Source organism: Bacillus sp. DWP3-1, from assembly GCF_049896565.1.
GTDB lineage: Bacteria > Bacillota > Bacilli > Bacillales > Bacillaceae > Bacillus.
The window spans coordinates 328788-346973 of the sequence record NZ_JAFCUN010000005.1 but is presented as its reverse complement, the minus strand read 5'-3'; the positions used below and the strand labels follow the sequence as shown (position 1 = coordinate 346973).

Genomic DNA, 18186 nt, shown 5'->3' with positions numbered 1-18186 from the left:
CACGTGTTACTCACCCGTCCGCCGCTAACATCCGGGAGCAAGCTCCCTTCTGTCCGCTCGACTTGCATGTATTAGGCACGCCGCCAGCGTTCGTCCTGAGCCAGGATCAAACTCTCCGAGGTATGCAGGATGCATATCACACATGCGTTGCTACACGAAGTAGCGAACTTAGCATGTGATCATTTCCTGCCTCGCCAGTTTGACTGACTACCTATGATGTATCATAGGATTTTTTATAAAAACTCGAATTAACAGGTACGTTTTGTCTTGTTTAGTTTTCAAAGATCATCTTCATTGTCGCTCAGAGGCGACTTTTTCAATATAACATTTCGGCGCTGTGTGCGTCAAGTGTTTTTTACAATTTCTTTTTGTCAGCTTTTCTTTCGAAGCAACTTGGTTGCTCGTTAGCGACGTATAATAATATACCATCATAATATTCATGCGTCAATATCTTTTTTCACAAAATATCCTCGATGATAGATTTTTTGTCCCTTTGTCTCAATCGGCTCCACCTGAACAATTCCTTTTTCCACAAAGAAATCAATCATGACGCTAAGGTCAGGCGTGAAATACTTGAGATCAGGATGCGCGAGAAGCTCGCCAAAAAGCCATATATCTTGCTGTTCCATGACATGACGCAAATGAGCGGCACCAATTTCTGCTTTTGAATGGATCAAAAAATCATTTGCTAAAAATAAAAGTTCCAAACGCTTATGCAGACTTTCGTGGCTTTCAATGAGTTCTGAATAAAGTTTATATACTTCCGGTTCCATATGACGCACCTGATTCCAAACCGTCACTTCTGGGTGGAAGCCTTTATCGATCACTTCAATACGTGCCAAATGATGCAGAGCATGCACAATTGAATTATATGCATCAAGGAATTGATTTGACTCAAAAAATGCTTTTCCTTCTATATATCTGCGAATGAGCTTGCCGTATTCTAAACCGATTTTAAGTTTGCGGTTTGAAAACGGGAATGTACTCAGTTCATCAATCAAGTTGAAAATATATTCATTTCGATCAAATAGGACTTTCCCATTTAAAATCCAATCAATGATTCGGCGGTTAGTGCCGAGGATAATCCATTCCTTCAGCTGATCATCTGTGACAACATTTAAAGAAGCTGTTTGGTGATCGGATTCATAGTGCTTGATAAATAACGGCTCTTCCGCTTCTTTTACGATGACTAAAAGTGCTGCATCAAAGTTATCCGTCTCAGAAGATACTTTATGTCTTCTTTCTACTATAATCACAGCTAATGTGTCTGGATGGCTTGCTCTCTCTTGATAAATAGGACGGAGAAGATTTTCCATAGTGATTCCTCCAATACTCGGGTGTAAAGTTCTTCTCTAATGCTATGTATTTCTCCTCATAGAATCAAAATTCCTTCAATACAAGAAAAAAGATCATTGAATCATTATAAGCAATTTATTCACAAAACTCTATAACTAATTCAAACGGAAAGGTAAAATGTGCTATATTGGAGACAAGGGGGACTAGGGATGGCGAAATACTCCAGTAAAATTAATAAAATCAGAACATTTGCACTTAGTTTGGTTTTTGTTGGCTTTCTGATCATGTATATCGGTGTGTTCTTCAAGGAATCGATCTGGCTGTCGACTTTCTTTATGCTGCTCGGCGTCTTATCGATCGGATTAAGTACAGCCGTTTACTTTTGGATTGGTATGCTTTCTACGAAGGCAGTACGTGTCGTTTGTCCAGGCTGTGAGAAAGAAACAAAAGTGCTTGGGCGGGTGGATATGTGCATGCATTGCAGAGAGCCGCTTACACTCGATCCAGCATTAGAAGGCAAAGAGTTTGATGAATCCTACAATCGAAAAAAGTCATAAAAAAAGCTGACCATTTAACCGGTCAGCTTTTTCATTAATGATTTTCTTTTTTCGCACATTCTTGACAAGTTCCATAGATCTCCAAGCGATGATGACTGACCTTAAAGCCCGTCACATGGGATGCAAGCTGTTCAACTTCATCAAGGCCAGGATAATGAAAGTCCACTATTTTTCCGCAGTTTTCACAAATCGCATGGTAATGGTCAGATGTCGCAAAATCAAATCGGCTTGAGGAATCACCGTACGTTAATTCCTTTACTAATCCAGATTCCCGGAAGACTCGTAAATTGTTGTAAACCGTTGCGACACTCATGTTTGGAAATTTTCCTTCAAGTGCTTTATATATATCGTCCGCGGTTGGGTGAGTCATAGAATTTACGAGAAACTCCAAGATGGCATGGCGCTGCGGAGTAATTCGAACACCGGTTTCTTTTAAAGCATCTAAAGCGTCTTTTAGTTCGTGAGCAGCCATTTCATCATGCACCTCTCTTCAAAAATATTCTTATATTATAATCTTTATAAATAGTGTACCCCCAGAGCCGAATCTTTGTCAATTACAATCCTCTTTTTTACCTATTCTTCTTCACAAAAAAGACCGGCATGTCTGCCGATCTCATCCTGTGATGATATTAAGCGTGAGCTTTCAGTTCCTCAAGCGCTTCTTCTACGTGGTCTTTCACCTTGACTTTTCGCCATTCTTTCACAAGCGTTCCTTCTTTATTAATAAGAAACGTTGAACGTTCAATGCCCATGTATTCTTTGCCAAAGTTCTTTTTCAGCTTCCATACCCCAAAGGCTTCAGATAATTTCTGTTCATCGTCTACAAGAAGCAGGAACGGTAAATCATGTTTTTCTTTAAACTTTTGGTGCTTGTCCTGACTGTCTGGGCTTACGCCGATAATGACAGCATCTAATTCTGCAAAGCTTTGATGGCGGTCGCGGAAATCACATGCTTCTGTTGTACAGCCTGGTGTCATATCTTTTGGATAGAAATAAAGGACAATATGTTTTCCTTTAAAGTCAGAAAGCTTTACTTTCTCCCCATTGTCACCGGTTAATTCGATTTCAGGTACTTGCTGGCCTATTTCGATTGTCATGACACAATCCCTCCAACCTATTTTTTAATTAGCCTATCCAATTTTGAGAGGATATTCAACTAAGGACGCTTGCATCGGCATGTTAAAATAATGATAGACGACGTGATACGTTGAGATAGGAGGCTATTTATGAAATTCACAGAATCAGAAAAATTACATCAAGAGGCGCTGGAGCATATTGTTGGAGGTGTCAACAGTCCGTCTCGTTCATATAAGGCAGTAGGCGGCGGTTCACCCGTGGCTATGGAAAGAGGAGAAGGCGCTTATTTTTGGGATGTTGATGGAAACCGCTATATCGATTATCTAGCAGCATACGGTCCAATTATTACAGGACATGCTCACCCGCATATTACAAAAGCTATTACAAAAGCGGCTGAAACAGGTGTCCTTTACGGAACGCCAACGAAGCATGAAGTCACTTTTGCTAAAATGCTGAAGGAAGCCATGCCTGCTTTGGACAAAGTTCGTTTTGTCAATTCAGGAACAGAAGCGGTGATGACAACGATTCGTGTCGCGCGCGCATATACAGGCAGAACAAAGATCATTAAGTTTGCCGGATGCTATCATGGCCACTCTGATCTTGTGCTTGTGGCAGCTGGCTCTGGTCCTTCCACTTTAGGAACCCCTGATTCAGCAGGCGTACCAAAGAGCATCGCCAATGAAGTCATTACCGTTCCATTTAATGATATTGACAGCTACAAAGAAGCATTGGATCGATGGGGTGATGAAGTCGCAGCTGTCCTTGTCGAGCCAATTGTCGGGAACTTCGGCATCGTGGAGCCTAAGGACGGCTTCTTGCAGCAGGTCAATGACCTCACTCATGAAAAGGGCGCACTTGTGATCTATGATGAAGTGATTACAGCTTTCCGCTTTATGTACGGAGGAGCACAGGACTTGCTTCAAGTAAAACCTGACCTCACTGCATTAGGAAAAATCATTGGCGGCGGACTTCCGATCGGTGCTTACGGCGGTAAAAAAGAAATTATGGAGCAAGTCGCTCCTCTTGGACCAGCCTATCAAGCTGGCACGATGGCAGGAAATCCTGCATCCATTCTTTCTGGTATTGCATGCTTGGAAGTGTTAAAACAAGATGGTGTTTACGAGCGCCTTGATCAGCTTGGCGCTATGCTAGAAAAAGGCATTTTAGCCCATGCAAAAAAACATCAAGTAGATATTACGGTGAACCGCTTAAAAGGGGCTCTCACGATTTATTTCACAACAGAAATCATTGTAAACTATGAACAGGCGGAAAATACGGATGGCGAAATGTTCGCCCGCTTCTTCAAATTAATGCTTTCTCAAGGGATTAACCTCGCTCCTTCTAAATATGAAGCTTGGTTCTTAACGATCGCACATACTGAAAAAGATATTTCTGAGACGCTGCAAGCAGTAGATCATGCGTTTGAACAGTTAAAACAATCATAATAGGGTCAAAAACAGGCGAAAAAAAATGCGCCTGTTTTTTTATTTATCAGCTCTTGTTTGTCAAAAGCGTGCGAATCTGTTACATTTCTTCTCAATACCTTCTTTTGATGTTTTCATGAACTTTCAAAAATCACTTGAATATTTCGGAAGACCGCTGTATATTACTTAGTTGTTCATCAAAATATTGATGATAAATGACGAGTGATCATCTATTATCAAAAAGAAAGGAATGCAGGGACAAAACCAATGAAACTTGGAGCCCGTATTTTAAAAACTGGTATTGCCATTGTACTCGCGCTTTACCTGGCAACATGGCTTGGGTTGCCAACGCCCGTCTTCGCGGGAATTGCAGCTGTATTTGCTATCCAGCCATCTATTTATCGATCTTTTTTAACGATTGTTGATCAAGTGCAAGCCAATATTATTGGAGCAGCACTTGCCATTACGTTCGGCCTGCTTTTTGGCACTGGGCCAGTCATTATCGGTTTAACCGCCGTCATGGTCATCGCCATTAATTTAAAGCTGAAGATTGAACACACGATTCCAATTGCACTTGTAACCGTCATTGCGATTTTAGAAAGTGCTGGGGATCATTTCCTTTCCTTTGCCTTAATTCGAACAGCTACTGTGGTGTTAGGAGTTCTTTCTTCATTTTTAGTGAATTTAATCTTCCTGCCGCCAAAGTATGAAACAAAGCTTGTTCATCACATTATGGAAAATACGGAGGAGATTTTAAAATGGATCCGTCTGAGCTCCAGACAGTCTACTGATCATTCCACTTTAAAGGATGACATCGATCAAATAAAAGAACGCATGATCAAATTAGATCACATTTACTTGTTATACAAAGAGGAACGAAGCTATTTAAAGAAAACAACCTATGTAAAATCAAGAAAGCTCGTTTTGTTTAGACAGGCCATTATGGCATCGAATCGCGCTCTTTACTTGCTGAAAAAGCTTCATAAATTAGAAAATGAAATTCATTTGATGCCAGAGCATTTCAGGGAAAGCTTAACAGATGAAATTGATTACTTACTGTATTGGCATGAGCGTACCTTGATGAAATTCGTCGGTAAAATGAAACCGCAGGACGATGAATTTCAAAATGAATGCTCTCTTCGTCTTGAAACGTTAACGAAATCATTTATCCAGCATCAGCAAAACCAAGAAAACGACTTGCTCGATTACAATATGCTGAATGTCATGTCCAGCATCATCGAATACCGTGATGAACTAGAGCATTTAGATACATTGATTACAAGCTTCCAGACGTATCACCCAAAAGACAGTGAAATTGAGACAGATGAAAAAGAAGCATAAAATGAGAAAAGACCGATTCCTAGAATCGGTCTTAGATTGTTGACAAAGGGCTAAAATGATCTTGATTTTAGCCCTTTGTCTTCTTTTCAGCGTGATAGAAAACCTTTGCAGTCTAGGAAGGACGAGTACCGGAGTGGAGCGAATTGAACATTCGTGAGCACCGGCACGCAGGACTGACACCGAATGCGAGGGTTTGTCTGCGCGCTGAGACCGATTCCTAGAATCGGTCTTATTTTATTTTCTTCATTTTAGGATCCAGTGTGTCTCTTAATCCATCTCCCATCAAGTTAAAGCCCAAAACTGTCAGCATGATCGCTACACCTGGGAAAATTAATGTCCAGGGGGCTTGCACGAGATAAGGTCTCGCATCGGCGAGCATTTTCCCCCACTCTGGGCTTGGTGCCTGTGCACCCAATCCTAAGAAGCCTAAAGCGGCTGCCTCGATAATCGCCGTTCCGATCGCAAGCGTCGCCTGTACGATGACCGGCACCATACTATTTGGCAGTATGTGACGCAGCACGATGCGGCGGTGTGACATCCCAACCGCCTTTGCTGCCAGCACGTATTCTTCTTGTTTAATACTCAGCACTTTTGAACGAACGAGCCGTCCAAAGGTTGGGACATTAATGATCGCAATGGCAATAAGGGCATTTTGTAAGGAGGGGCCTAAAATGGAGACGATCGCAATCGCTAGTAGAATACTAGGAAAAGCGAGTAAAATATCAAACAATCTCGAGATCACAGCATCTAGCACTCTTCTGCCATAGCCTGCTATCAATCCAAGCAGTGTGCCTAAAATGACAGACCCGAGAACCGAGAAGAAACCAACCCATAAGGAAATCCGCGCGCCATGCACAACTCTTGAAAATATATCTCTGCCGAAATCATCTGTACCAAACCAGTGCGCAGCTGATGGCGCACTAAATCGCTCACCGAGAGATTGTTCATTGATTCCAAAAGGAGCAATGAGCGGTGCGAATATTGCTAAGATAAGAAATAAAAAGACAATCACACTGCCAATGACCGCCAGCTTGTGCTGAAAGAACAGTTTCATCGATTCAAGAACCAATGATTGAGAGCGTTCTTCTTTTGGTTGAGGTGGTTCAAGCTCTTTTTGCGCTTCCATGTTATCACTCTCCCTCCCTAATATTTAATCCTTGGATCAATGACCGCATACAAGATGTCCACAATGAAATTGATCAGGACAAATATGAGCGCAACGATGAGAATGCCAGTTTGAATGACTGGGTAATCCCGATAGCTGATGGCATCATATATATATCGCCCAATGCCCGGCCATGCAAAAATGGTCTCTGTTAAAATGGCTCCGCCTAGCAAGAGGCCTGTTTGAAGACCAATAATCGTTAAGATCGGAATAAGCGCATTTTTCAGGCCATGCTGATAAATGATGAAAAATGAACGTACCCCTTTTGCTTTTGCGGTTCGAATAAAGTCTGAATGAAGTACTTCTAGCATACTTGCCCTTGTAATCCTTGCAATAATCGCAGCAGGAATTGTCGCAAGAGCTGTACTTGGTAATATCAAATGCTTGATGCTGTCAGTGAATTGATCAAACCGGCCTTGCAAAAGCGTGTCCAGCGTATGAATATACGTGATCGACTCCACTGGATTCCTTACGTTTTCTCGGCCCGTCGTCGGCAAAATACCTAATTCGATCGAGAACAGCCACTGCCCCATTAAGCCTAACCAGAAAATCGGCATAGACACTCCAATGAGTGCAATAAACATTGCGACATAATCAAAGATGGAATGCTTAAACCAAGCACTAATGATTCCGGCATTCACTCCCACAACAATCGCCAGCACCATGGCAAAAAAGGTCAATTCTAACGTTGCAAATAAGTAAGGCTTCATTTCCTGGGCAATAGCCGCTCCTGTTCGTATCGAAGTCCCTAAGTCCCCTTTTAAAAGCCCCAGCATGTAATGTCCGTATTGAACATACCAAGGCTGGTTTAAACCGAGCTGGATGGTTAATTGTTCTACTGCCTCTTTCGTTGCCCGCTGTCCTAAGATGACCTGTGCTGGATTCCCTGGAATAAACCGAATAATTGAAAACACGACCAATGTCATTCCAATCAGTACTGGGATGAGCATTCCTGCCCGCTTCATACAATAAGCAAACAAACAGCTTTCACCGCCTTTTTCTTTGTCTTCTTTTCAGCGTGATAGAAAACCTTTGCAGTCTAGGAAGGACGAGTACTGGCGCGAAGCGAATTTGACATTCGTGAGCACCGGAACGCAGGACTGACACCGAATGCGAGGGTTTGTCTACACGCTGTAAGGGAGAGACAAGATCTCCCTTATTTGCTTATTCGAAATACACGTCAGTTAAAGCTTCTGAACCAGTTGGATGCGGTTGATAGCTTTTTAAATCACTAGATGCTGCAAGCATTGGGATCGAATGCACCAATGGAATCCAAGGTGCTTCATCATGAATGATTTCTTGCGCTTTTTTATACAGGTCATTTCGTTTCTTTTGATCTGTATTTGTTTGCGCTTCAATGAGGATGTCGTGCATTTTATCGTTTTCGAAGAATGTATAGTTGTTGCCGCCAATGCTGTCTTTGTCCAGCAGTGTGTAGATGAAATTATCAGGATCACCATTGTCCCCTGTCCAGCCTAATAAGAACACATCTGCTTCCCCTTTACTTGCCTTATCTAAATAGGTCGCCCAGTCATATGTCACAATTTCTGCTTTGACGCCGACCTTTTCAAAGTTTGATTGAATGACTTCTGCTACCTTCATCCCATCTGGCATATATGGACGCGGTACAGGCATCGCCCAAAGCTTGATGCGAAAGCCGTCAGGAAAACCCGCTTCTTTCAAAAGTTCCTTCGCTTTTTCTGGATCATACGGATATGGATCAATGTCGTCATTGTAGCCTTCTAAAGCTGGGGGAAGAGGATTTTTTGCTGGCTCGGCAAGTCCGCCATAAAATGACTCAATGATGGATTCTTTATCGACCGCGTAATTGAGTGCCTGACGAACGAGCTTGTTATCAAGCGGCTTTCTTGTGACGGTCAGTCCGATATAGCCTACGTTCATTGATGGTCTTTCAATAAGCTGGAGTGCTTTATCAGTTTTAATGCCATCTAAATCTGACGGATTCACGCCATCCATCAAATCGATCTCACCTGTTTTCAGGGCATTTAAACGAGCCGAGTTTTCTGGAATAGAGCGGAAGATGATTTGATTCAGTTTTGGTTTATCCTTCTGCCAGTAATCTTCGTTCTTTTCTAACACAATACGGTCGTTTTGCTTCCACTCTTTAAACTTGAATGGTCCTGTTCCCACTGGATTCTCACGAAAAGAATCACCGCTTTTTTCAACAGCCGCAGGACTTGCGATGCCAAACGGTGACATAGCAATGTTTTTAAGGAATGTCGCCTGCGGGCGCTTTAGCTGAAATTCAACTTCATGCTCTCCTTTGACGATGATGTCTTTAATCACATGTCCTTTATCTTTTTTATAGCCGCCAAACATGCCATAGTAAGGAAATTTTTCTGCATCACCATTCATCCAGCGGTCAAAGTTGAATTTCACTGCTTCTGCGTTAAAGTCTGTGCCATCGTGAAATTTCACACCTTCTCTCAAGTAGAACGTGTACGATTTTCCGTCCTTTGCAACATCCCAGTCTGTTGCGAGACCAGGATGGATGGTCGTGTCTTTCTCACCATAATTCAGTAGCTTTTCAAACATATTCTCTGTGACCTTGAAGGTTTCGCCTTCTGTCGTTGTGATCGGATCTAGTGAAGTGGAGTCTCCTCCTCTGCCAAATACGAGGGTGTCTTTTGTTGCTTTTTCTTCTGATGACGGTGCGGACGAGCATCCCCCCAAAAACAGTGCAAGTGCCAGCACAAAAATGAAACTACTGAACAACCATGTCTTCTTCATTGTGTTCCTCCTTTTGATATAAGTAACACGCCGCTGCGTGCCCCGGTTCCTCCTCATACAAAGCAGGGACTGCTTTTAGGCATTTCTCCCAGCTTTTTGGACACCTTTTGTAGAAAGGACAGCCGCCTTCTATCGTCATTGTGGACTCTTCTGCTGACACATCTTGCGTCTCCAGCACGTGGTCCATATGTGGAATGGATTTCAGAAGCAGCGACGTATAAGGATGAAGCGGGCTGTGAAACACGTCTTCGGCAGGCCCCATCTCAACAATGCGGCCAGCATACATGACGGCGATTCGGTCGCTCATATACCTGACAACGCCAAGATCGTGAGAAATAAACAGATACGTCAGAGAAAGCGTCTTTTGCAATTCAAGCATCAAATTCAAAATTTGGGCTTGAACGGATACATCTAAAGCCGAAACGGGTTCATCCGCAATGACAAGACTTGGATGGGTAATGAGTGCTCTAGCGATACCAATGCGCTGCCTTTGTCCGCCGCTGAATTGGTGCGCATAACGCTCCCCGTAGGAAGGGTCAAATCCGACAATATGCAGCATCTCTTTGACCCGCTTCCATCTTTCTTCTTTCGTCCCATGCCAGTGAACAATGAGCGGTTCCTCTAAAATATCTTTGATTTTCATTCGTGGATTTAATGAAGCGTATGGATCTTGGAAAATCATTTGAATATCTTTTCTTAAAGAACGCATATCTCGTTCTTTCAGAAGGGTGACCTCTTGCCCTTTCAGTTGAATAGAGCCTGACGTCGGTTCAGTCAATCTCATTAAGCTTTTGCCAAGTGTTGATTTCCCGCAGCCCGATTCACCAACAATGCCAAGCGTTTCCCCCTCCTTCACGTGAAAGGACACTTGATTTAAAGCCAAAGTCGAATGTTTATGTTTAGAAAAAAAAGCGGCTGTGTCATACCGTTTTGTCAGCTGATTCACTTGCAAGAGTGGGCGACTCAGTGTCTTCTCCTCCTTCCATTAGAAAACATGCGACGCGGTGATCCTGTTCAATGGATTGCAAAACTGGATCTTCTTCAAGACATTGCGCCATTTGATAAGGACAGCGCGCGGCAAATTGACAGCCGGATCGAATGGTTCCCGGCTTAGGTACATGACCTGTAATAGAGATGAGCTTTTCTTTTTTCTCTTTAAACGATGGAACTGAGGCGAAAAGACCTTTTGTGTAGGGATGCAGAGGTTTTTGAAAAATACGGTCAACGGTTCCTTCTTCTACAATTCGACCGGCATACATAATCATGACTCGCTGGCATATTTGCCGCACGACGCCTAGATCATGGGTTATAAATAAAATAGCGGTGTCCATCTCTTCGTTTAGCTTTTTGAGCAGGCGAAGGATTTGCGCTTGGATGGTCACATCAAGTGCAGTTGTCGGTTCATCTGCGATCATGAGCTTTGGGTGACAAAGCATCGCCATCGCAATCATGACACGCTGGCGCATGCCGCCTGATAATTCATGCGGGTATTTTTTAAGCAACGATTCGGCTTGCTTCAATCCAACTGTCTGAAGCAGATCAACCGCCTTTGCTTTTGCTTCTTTTTGACCGATTGCTTGATGTGTGAAAAGGGCTTCCGTCATTTGTTTGCCGATGGTCATTAATGGGTTCAGAGAGGTCATTGGCTCTTGAAAAATCATCGAAATGTCATTCCCTCTTATCTCTCGCCACTGTTTTTCTGAAAGCGACAGCAGGTTTTGCCCTTCGAATTGAACCTCACCCGTTGTGTCTGTTTGCTGGTTCAGGCCCATTAATGACATAGATGTGATACTTTTCCCGCAGCCAGATTCGCCAACAATCCCTAAGGTTTCCCCTTTTTGAATCGAGAACGATATGTGATGGACGATGGGTACTTTTTGCTTTTTTTGCTGAAACGCAATGGACAGCTGTTTGACATCTAGCAGCACGTCTTGTTCTTTCACATATTCACCACCCCGTCATACTTTTTAAAATTGTATTGAGACAAGCTGGGAAATATGTCATGTTTTTGACAAGCATAAAAAAGCCTATCCGCTAGAATCGGATAGGCTTCTACTAATTTAATGTTTGAATGGTAAATAGATGGCGATAGTGGCTGTCTCTGTTCATTAATTCTTCGTGTGTTCCTTTTTCCACAATCTCGCCTTGTTCCATGACGACAATGAGGTCAGCATGAGTAATCGTCGATAAGCGGTGCGCGACAATAAAGGTTGTACGGTCCTTCGCTAGCTTTTGCATCGCTTCTTGAATGTAATGTTCACTTTCTAAATCAAGTGCAGACGTCGCTTCATCTAAAATCAAAAGCGGTGGATTTTTAAGAAAGACCCTTGCAATTGAAATACGCTGTTTTTGACCGCCTGACAGCTTCACGCCCCGTTCTCCTACCTTCGTGTCATATCCTTCAGGAAGAGACATAATAAAATCATGGGCATTTGCCGCTTTTGCAGCCGAAACGATTTTTTCAAAAGATGCTTCTGGGTCTCCCACCGCAATATTTTCTTTAATCGTGTCACTGAATAAGAATGTATCCTGCAGCACCATTCCGACTTGATTTCGAAGGCTTCTTGCTTTGTACTCTTTGATATCGATGCCGTCAATTTCAAGTGACCCGTTTGTGACATCATAAAACCTTGGAATTAAGCTGACGAGTGTCGACTTCCCTCCACCGCTCATTCCTACAAGCGCAACCGTTTGTCCTTTTTCTACTTTCAAGGAGATATTGTGCAGAATCTCTTCCTGTGTGTGTTCATAACGAAACGACACATTTTTAAATTCGACCTCACCTTTTAAATGATCAGCTTCTTTTGCATTCGGCCGATCTGTTACCTCATATGGCTCATCAATAAATTCAAAAATACGATCCATTGACGCCACTGACTGGGTTAAAGTCGTGGATGAGTTAATGAGACGGCGAATCGGGTTGTACATCCGGTCAATATAGCCGACAAAGGCAATCATGGTCCCGATCGAAAGTGATCCATTAATTACGGTGTAGCCAGCAAATGCAATGATTAATAGCGGTGCAATGTCAGTGATGGTATTGACGACGGCAAATGTTTTGGCGTTCCAATTCGTATGGTTGATCGCTTTGTTTAAGAAATTTTTGTTTTCATCATGAAAATGTTCTTGTTCATATTCTTCAATGGCAAAGCTCCGAATGACTGGCATACCTTGTACCCGCTCATGCAGATGCCCTTGCACTTCAGCCAGCGCCTGCGACCGCTCTTTTGTCAGCTTGCGAAGCCTGCCGTAAAAATACTTCACTGCAAACGCATATAGCGGAAAAATAATGACAGACACGATGGTGAGCTTGATGTCCAGTGTACACATAATGGCGATCACGATCAGCACGGTCATCAAATCAAGCCAAATGTTCATAAGACCTGTGATGACAAACTCCTTTGTCTGCTCCACATCGTTGATGACTCTTGAAATGATTTCTCCTGTTCTCGTGTTGGCATAATAACGAAGGCTGAGCTTTTGAATATGCGAAAACAGCTTTTCCCGAATATCAAATAATACCTTACTGCCTGTCCACTGCGCATAGTATTGTCTATAGTATTCAACAGGCGGCCTCATCACTAAAAATAAGACGAGCATGATTCCCATAATGACCAATAGAGATGATGTCTTTTCTTCAGCCGACCCCGAGCCTTGAATGACATCATCAATGACATACTTTAAAAGCAGAGGCAATGTTAAGGGAATCGAGAACTTGATCATCCCGATGACCATTGTCAATGCAATCTGTTTTTTATACGGTGTAACAAAAGCCATGTAGCGTTTAATGACCCCCATGTAAATCTCCTTCCCAATCTATCAGTGCCTCTTATCCGTACGCAGTCAAAAACCTGTTAGCCTAAAAAGCCAAACAGGTTTTTGCTGCTCTTGCTTATTTTGTATAATGTAAAAAACGTTCATACCACATATCCACAAATTCAGGAGCAAACGGACCTTTCCGCTGGTGAATCCAATGCAATAATGTATTCAGATGCTCTCTTAAGATACTATCGATTTCCTTTGGATAATTCATCTGCCTCTTATGATCTGCATATTCATCCTCATCCAAAATATTGTACGTCATGTCTGGAAAGACTTTGACATCTAAATCGTAATCAATATACTTAATTGCTTCTTCATCTGTCGCAAAAGGAGAGCTGATGTTGCAGTAATAATATACCCCATCATCTCTAAGCATCCCAATCACATTAAACCATTGTTTTGCATGGAAATAGCAAATAGCCGGTTCTCTCGTCATCCAAGTACGGCCGTCGGATTCAGTCACCATTGTACGGTCGTTTGCACCAATGATACACAATTCCGTTGCTTTCAGAATGGTGGTTTCATTCCAAATCCTGTGGATCAAGCCATTGTGTTTATAGCTTTGAATTTGGATGGTTTCTCCTTCCTTGGGATAGCCCATATTTTCTCCCCTACTTTCTATAACAAACAAACCTAACAGTCCAAAGACCTAATTTCCCAACTAAACATGTCTCTATTATATTATACCGTTACATCATTAAAAAATGAAATGAAAAAGCCATTCAACCCAATTGAACGGCACACTGTCTTACATCACGGTTGAACTCTTTTCCATCTGCTTGTATGAATTGATGACCTCTTCTGTCTGTTTTGTAAATAAGGTTTGGACTTTTTGCAGTTCCTCCCGTTTCTGTTTGATTTGATCATGAAGCCTGGTCCACTCTTCTTTTTTTTCATCCTGGAGCAATTGTTTTTCTGTTTCTAAGCATAGATCGAGTTCTCCCTGTACATTGAGCAGTTGATCCATGAGCTGCATTTGTTCTTTTACAAGCTGATCGAAATCAGACATCTAACTCCTCCCTTTTCATCGAATCCACTTTTTGTCTGTATACCATTTCTTGAAAGAAGGAGGAAATCCTTTGACTGTTTATGTAGAGGTTTTACAGGTTTTGTCGGATGGTGGGGAGAGGCAAAAAGAAAAGCACTTCATTCGTAGATGAAGTGCTTTCCTTTGTTTCAGTGATTAGCTGTTTTGTTGTTTGTTTTGCTCAGCTTTTTGGTTGTATTTTTTTACTTGCTGTACGTCAGTCTCGCTAGCAAATTCAGTACCAAATTGACCGCCTTGTGCAGAAGCTTGGTTTTGTTTCTTCACTTGTTGTGCGTTTGTTTTGTTTTGTTGTTGATCCATCATTATCACCTCCACGCACATTAATTTGTGCAGAAGGTGTACATCCTATTCATGATTTTTTTAAACTAGCAAAGAACGTCCGCCATCCACAATAATGGTCTGTCCTCTAATCATGTCTGCCTTGCCTGATACAAGGAACTCCACGCTGTCGACCATGTCTTTAATTTCTACCATTCGGCCAGCAGGTGTATTTTTCTTCGCATCTTCTAAAAGTTCTTCCCGGTTCGGGAAATGTTTTAGTGCATCTGTATCGATCGCACCGCCTGATACTGCGTTCACGACAATATTTTTTTGTGACAGCTCAACGGATAGGTAACGCGTTAAAGCTTCTAGTGCCGCTTTTGATACGCCGACCACTGTGTAATTTTCAAGGTAGCGGATGGAGCCTAGTGAGCTAATGCTGACGATATGTCCGCCGCCATTTTTCTCCATTAATTTCGCCGCTTCTTGTCCGCAGAATAACAAAGCCTTCGCATTGATATTCATCGTCCAGTCCCAATGATTTTCTTCAAGGTCCATGATTGGACGCTGAACACCTGATGCTGCATTGTTCACAAATACATCTAAACGGCCAAAGGTTTCATCGATTTGCTGAAACATATCTTTAATTTTTTCTGGCTGGCCTACGTTGGCTTTTACAACCAATGTTTTCACGCCCATCGCTTCAATTTCTTCCGCTGTTTCTAGTGCGGCTTTTTTGCTTCTCGCATAGTTAATGACAATGTCATATCCTTTTTCAGCCAGGCGAAGGGCTACTTCTTTCCCTACTCCTCTACTGCTGCCTGTAATTAATGCACATTTACGTTGACTCATTATGGTTCATCTCCTGATTTGAATAGTTTTCGTTCATTCGCTTCACACTAATAGGAAAATTCCTATTAGGAGGTTACATTCATGTATGTCGGACGCGATTTAAGCCAGCTTGGCATGATGTCCAAGGATCAATGGAAAGATACTGAGCTTGCTTTCTTTCATCATGCTTTCCAACAAATTTTACCTTATTTGAACGAAGAAGGGCAATCTAAGTATCGAGAAATCATTTCTGAAATTGAAGACCGCGGGGGTCTGCACAGAAATGAAGCCGATTATACTCATGGTACAACGGTTAAATACGACTAGGCTCTTCAAGTGCCATCTTCCAGATTTTTTGGTGTGAGACTGGCAAAGCATATGCCTCAAATTCCTCTGTTGTGACTTTTTTCAGCATCGTGTCATCAGATACAGAGGTAACTCGTCCAAAGAAAACAGAAATATTCCAGATGAGGTGGGTAAATACGTGCTGAATGGTGCCTTCTAAATCACCAAGCTCCGCTTGTACACCCGCCTCCTCTTTTAAGAAATCAACCAGCTGCTCTTTTTCCGTTTTTCTTCCCTTCATGGTTTCCATGTTAGGGAATTCCCATAAATTCGCAAGAAGACCTGTACTTTGCCTCTTATGAATATATAGGTTGCCTGCATCATCAAATAACACCGCTGCTGCCATTGATTTTGCAGTCGGCTTTTTCTTTTTGCTTTTCACTGGGAGCTCATGCTGAACGCCCTCCTCGAGTGCCGAGCAATGCATGTTCACAGGGCAAATGAGGCATGCAGGGGATGTTGGGGTGCAAATGAGCGCACCTAGCTCCATCAGCCCTTGATTGAATTCTGACGGCTTTTCCCGGGAAATGAGCTGATCGACCGCAAACTCGAAAATATTTCTCGTTTTTGGTTTTGCTATATCATCCCATACAGACAAAATACGGGAAATGACCCTCATGACGTTGCCGTCTACCGCAGGGTACGGCTTGTTATAGGCGATACTCAGCACTGCACCGCTCGTATACGGACCTACACCTTTAAGCTTTGAAAACTGCTCTTTCGAATCAGGGACAACGCCCCCGTAGGATTCATATACTTCTTTCACAGCTGCCTGTAAATTACGCACTCTTGAGTAGTAGCCAAGACCTTCCCATGCTTTCATGACCTTTTCTTCATCAGCTAAAGCAAGATCTTTCACCGTGGGGAATTGCTCCATAAACCGGTTGAAGTACGGAATGACCGTATCCACCCTCGTTTGCTGGAGCATTACTTCTGATACCCATACGCGGTATGGATCTTGATTTTCACGCCACGGTAGTGTTCGTTGTTCTTTTTCATACCAATCAATTAAATCATGCTGAAATCCCGCAATATCTTTGCGGTCCAGCTTTTCTTGAATGTCTTTCATATCTATACTCCTTCTCATTGAACCGAGGGCTAACGTTCTGAAAAGAACCTTATTTGTTGTATACTGTTTGTAGATACGTTAACATGTTACATTAAATCAAGACAAAGCAAAAGTGCTTTTGCACATAGTCTTGAAAGAAGGCGTATACTTTGTATGATTGTTCCTAAGCATGACAACTAGGAGGTAATCAATTGGATACTGGTACTCATGTAGTAATGGGCATTTCTCTTGGGGGACTTGCACTTTTAGATCCAGCCGTCAGCGCAGATCCACACATGGCACACGCCGTGATGATCGCGACCATCGCCGGCTCCCAAGCACCAGACATTGATACTGTGCTAAAACTAAAAAATAATGCGGTTTATATAAGAAATCACCGAGGATTTACACATTCCATTCCTGCTGTACTGTTTTGGTCATTGCTGATTCCGGCTGTGATTTTCCCATTTGTGCCGGGGGCAGATTTACTTCACCTTTGGTTATGGACACTATTAGCCGTTGTGCTCCATGTGTTTGTGGATATATTCAATGCATACGGCACGCAGGCCATTCGTCCATTTTCAAAGAAATGGGTAGCGCTTGGGATCATTAACACGTTTGATCCTTTCATCTTTTTTACACACCTTGTCGCCATTGTCGTTTGGGCCATTGGCGGACATCCCGGCTATACGTTCATTACGCTGTACGCCGTGATTTTCTGTTACTATATCGTCAGGGTGATCATGCAGCTTCAGATTAAACATCAGCTGCGTGCACAATTCGATGAAATTGAAGAGATTATTATTTCGCCTACAATGAAGTTCAGACAATGGCGCATTGCCGTGAAATGTAAATCTTCTTTCCATGTTGGGCGCAGCATGAATGGGGAAATCGTCATTTTAGACACCTTTAACCGTGTGCCGGTCCCTGATACAGAGATTATGAAAATTGCCAAACAAGACGAAAACATCTCAGCCTTTCTCTCCTTCTCCCCTGTCTACCGGTGGGAAGTGGATAAATACAAGGATCATTACGAGGTACGGTTCATTGATTTGCGCTACCGCAGCAAAGGTCACTACCCTTTTGTCGCGATCTGCCATATCGACATGGACCACCAAATCAAAAATTCCTATACCGGCTGGATTTTCAGTGAAGAAAAACTGCAAAAAAAATTAAGACTCGGCTCTGTGTGAGCGAGTCTTTTTTTGTGTTTAACTATC

Annotated in this window: 18 protein-coding genes, 1 rRNA gene and 1 pseudogene; 5 read left to right on the top strand and 15 right to left on the bottom strand. The window is 42.6% G+C overall.

Annotated features, from left to right (window positions below; genetic code table 11):
* Nucleotides 1-122: ribosomal RNA gene (locus tag ACP7A0_RS13515) — 16S ribosomal RNA — on the bottom strand; the annotation flags it as partial.
* Between the two features lie 315 nt (nt 123-437).
* The gene (locus tag ACP7A0_RS13510) at nt 438-1316 is read right to left on the bottom strand and encodes a nucleotidyltransferase-like protein (RefSeq protein WP_375567128.1); all 879 of its coding nucleotides are present in this window, start codon (nt 1314-1316) and stop codon (nt 438-440) included.
* 189 nt (nt 1317-1505) lie between these two features.
* Here ACP7A0_RS13510 and ACP7A0_RS13505 point away from each other — a divergent pair, with 189 nt between their 5' ends.
* The gene (locus ACP7A0_RS13505) at nt 1506-1853 is read left to right on the top strand and encodes a YgzB family protein (protein WP_024425201.1); all 348 of its coding nucleotides are present in this window, start codon (nt 1506-1508) and stop codon (nt 1851-1853) included.
* A 34-nt stretch (nt 1854-1887) separates the two neighbouring features.
* Here the strand turns inward: ACP7A0_RS13505 and perR are convergent, their stop codons facing one another.
* Both perR and bcp read right to left on the bottom strand, forming a co-directional pair.
* A complete protein-coding gene (gene perR / locus ACP7A0_RS13500) occupies nt 1888-2325 on the bottom strand; it encodes a peroxide-responsive transcriptional repressor PerR (RefSeq protein ID WP_012009347.1) in 438 nt (145 codons plus the stop codon).
* A 157-nt stretch (nt 2326-2482) separates the two neighbouring features.
* Nucleotides 2483-2950: a thioredoxin-dependent thiol peroxidase gene (gene bcp, locus ACP7A0_RS13495; RefSeq protein ID WP_034664955.1), complete on the bottom strand. Its 468-nt coding sequence runs from the start codon at nt 2948-2950 to the stop codon at nt 2483-2485.
* Between the two features lie 129 nt (nt 2951-3079).
* Between bcp and ACP7A0_RS13490 the strand changes: the two genes are divergently transcribed.
* The gene (locus ACP7A0_RS13490) at nt 3080-4375 is read left to right on the top strand and encodes a glutamate-1-semialdehyde 2,1-aminomutase (RefSeq protein ID WP_066031127.1); all 1296 of its coding nucleotides are present in this window, start codon (nt 3080-3082) and stop codon (nt 4373-4375) included.
* 246 nt (nt 4376-4621) lie between these two features.
* Nucleotides 4622-5695, top strand: a complete 1074-nt coding sequence (locus tag ACP7A0_RS13485) for an FUSC family protein (protein ID WP_066031775.1) — start codon at nt 4622-4624, stop codon at nt 5693-5695.
* Between the two features lie 229 nt (nt 5696-5924).
* Here the strand turns inward: ACP7A0_RS13485 and ACP7A0_RS13480 are convergent, their stop codons facing one another.
* The 10 genes and pseudogenes from ACP7A0_RS13480 to fabL form a co-directional block, all read right to left on the bottom strand.
* On the bottom strand, nt 5925-6821 hold the full coding sequence (locus tag ACP7A0_RS13480; RefSeq protein ID WP_106031305.1) for an ABC transporter permease: 897 nt from the start codon (nt 6819-6821) through the stop codon (nt 5925-5927).
* Between the two features lie 17 nt (nt 6822-6838).
* On the bottom strand, nt 6839-7840 hold the full coding sequence (locus tag ACP7A0_RS13475; protein ID WP_106031306.1) for an ABC transporter permease: 1002 nt from the start codon (nt 7838-7840) through the stop codon (nt 6839-6841).
* Nucleotides 7841-8024: 184 nt separating this feature from the next.
* A complete protein-coding gene (locus ACP7A0_RS13470; protein ID WP_106031307.1) occupies nt 8025-9611 on the bottom strand; it encodes an ABC transporter substrate-binding protein in 1587 nt (528 codons plus the stop codon).
* The gene (locus tag ACP7A0_RS13465; RefSeq protein WP_106031308.1) at nt 9586-10563 is read right to left on the bottom strand and encodes an ABC transporter ATP-binding protein; all 978 of its coding nucleotides are present in this window, start codon (nt 10561-10563) and stop codon (nt 9586-9588) included. Before ACP7A0_RS13465 ends, ACP7A0_RS13470 begins: the two co-directional genes overlap by 26 nt.
* Entirely contained in the window at nt 10532-11554 is a 1023-nt protein-coding gene (locus ACP7A0_RS13460) for an ABC transporter ATP-binding protein (RefSeq protein ID WP_106031309.1), read from the bottom strand. Before ACP7A0_RS13460 ends, ACP7A0_RS13465 begins: the two co-directional genes overlap by 32 nt.
* Before the next feature lie 112 nt (nt 11555-11666).
* Nucleotides 11667-13409: an ABC transporter ATP-binding protein gene (locus tag ACP7A0_RS13455; RefSeq protein ID WP_375567124.1), complete on the bottom strand. Its 1743-nt coding sequence runs from the start codon at nt 13407-13409 to the stop codon at nt 11667-11669.
* A 94-nt stretch (nt 13410-13503) separates the two neighbouring features.
* Entirely contained in the window at nt 13504-14034 is a 531-nt protein-coding gene (gene ntdP / locus ACP7A0_RS13450) for a nucleoside tri-diphosphate phosphatase (RefSeq protein ID WP_012009337.1), read from the bottom strand.
* 147 nt (nt 14035-14181) lie between these two features.
* The gene (locus tag ACP7A0_RS13445; RefSeq protein ID WP_375567122.1) at nt 14182-14442 is read right to left on the bottom strand and encodes a YgaB family protein; all 261 of its coding nucleotides are present in this window, start codon (nt 14440-14442) and stop codon (nt 14182-14184) included.
* A gap of 174 nt (nt 14443-14616) precedes the next feature.
* Nucleotides 14617-14766 (bottom strand): annotated as a pseudogene (locus ACP7A0_RS13440) (gamma-type small acid-soluble spore protein); the annotation flags it as partial.
* A 75-nt stretch (nt 14767-14841) separates the two neighbouring features.
* Entirely contained in the window at nt 14842-15594 is a 753-nt protein-coding gene (fabL, locus tag ACP7A0_RS13435) for an enoyl-[acyl-carrier-protein] reductase FabL (RefSeq protein WP_024425211.1), read from the bottom strand.
* Between the two features lie 81 nt (nt 15595-15675).
* On the opposite strand from fabL, the gene ACP7A0_RS13430 reads away from it, so the two are divergent.
* The gene (locus ACP7A0_RS13430) at nt 15676-15900 is read left to right on the top strand and encodes a hypothetical protein (protein ID WP_060595815.1); all 225 of its coding nucleotides are present in this window, start codon (nt 15676-15678) and stop codon (nt 15898-15900) included.
* Here the strand turns inward: ACP7A0_RS13430 and mutY are convergent.
* Entirely contained in the window at nt 15887-16987 is a 1101-nt protein-coding gene (mutY, locus tag ACP7A0_RS13425) for an A/G-specific adenine glycosylase (RefSeq protein WP_106031311.1), read from the bottom strand. The genes ACP7A0_RS13430 and mutY overlap by 14 nt on opposite strands.
* A 191-nt stretch (nt 16988-17178) precedes the next feature.
* On the opposite strand from mutY, the gene ACP7A0_RS13420 reads away from it, so the two are divergent.
* Nucleotides 17179-18159 carry a metal-dependent hydrolase gene (locus ACP7A0_RS13420; protein ID WP_060595813.1) on the top strand — a complete coding sequence of 327 codons (981 nt, stop codon included), beginning with the start codon at nt 17179-17181 and terminating at the stop codon, nt 18157-18159.
* The last annotated feature ends 27 nt before the right edge of the window (nt 18160-18186 follow it).

Bases quoted from the DNA above. Each gene is read 5' to 3' on its own strand.
- ACP7A0_RS13510 (WP_375567128.1), bottom strand. From the start codon at position 1,316: ATGGAAAATCTTCTCCGTCCTATTTATCAAGAGAGAGCAAGCCATCCA.
- ACP7A0_RS13505 (WP_024425201.1), top strand. From the start codon at position 1,506: ATGGCGAAATACTCCAGTAAAATTAATAAAATCAGAACATTTGCACTT.
- perR (WP_012009347.1), bottom strand. From the start codon at position 2,325: ATGGCTGCTCACGAACTAAAAGACGCTTTAGATGCTTTAAAAGAAACC.
- bcp (WP_034664955.1), bottom strand. From the start codon at position 2,950: ATGACAATCGAAATAGGCCAGCAAGTACCTGAAATCGAATTAACCGGT.
- ACP7A0_RS13490 (WP_066031127.1), top strand. From the start codon at position 3,080: ATGAAATTCACAGAATCAGAAAAATTACATCAAGAGGCGCTGGAGCAT.
- ACP7A0_RS13485 (WP_066031775.1), top strand. From the start codon at position 4,622: ATGAAACTTGGAGCCCGTATTTTAAAAACTGGTATTGCCATTGTACTC.
- ACP7A0_RS13480 (WP_106031305.1), bottom strand. From the start codon at position 6,821: ATGGAAGCGCAAAAAGAGCTTGAACCACCTCAACCAAAAGAAGAACGC.
- ACP7A0_RS13470 (WP_106031307.1), bottom strand. From the start codon at position 9,611: ATGAAGAAGACATGGTTGTTCAGTAGTTTCATTTTTGTGCTGGCACTT.
- ACP7A0_RS13455 (WP_375567124.1), bottom strand. From the start codon at position 13,409: ATGGGGGTCATTAAACGCTACATGGCTTTTGTTACACCGTATAAAAAA.
- ntdP (WP_012009337.1), bottom strand. From the start codon at position 14,034: ATGGGCTATCCCAAGGAAGGAGAAACCATCCAAATTCAAAGCTATAAA.
- ACP7A0_RS13445 (WP_375567122.1), bottom strand. From the start codon at position 14,442: ATGTCTGATTTCGATCAGCTTGTAAAAGAACAAATGCAGCTCATGGAT.
- fabL (WP_024425211.1), bottom strand. From the start codon at position 15,594: ATGAGTCAACGTAAATGTGCATTAATTACAGGCAGCAGTAGAGGAGTA.
- ACP7A0_RS13430 (WP_060595815.1), top strand. From the start codon at position 15,676: ATGTATGTCGGACGCGATTTAAGCCAGCTTGGCATGATGTCCAAGGAT.
- mutY (WP_106031311.1), bottom strand. From the start codon at position 16,987: ATGAAAGACATTCAAGAAAAGCTGGACCGCAAAGATATTGCGGGATTT.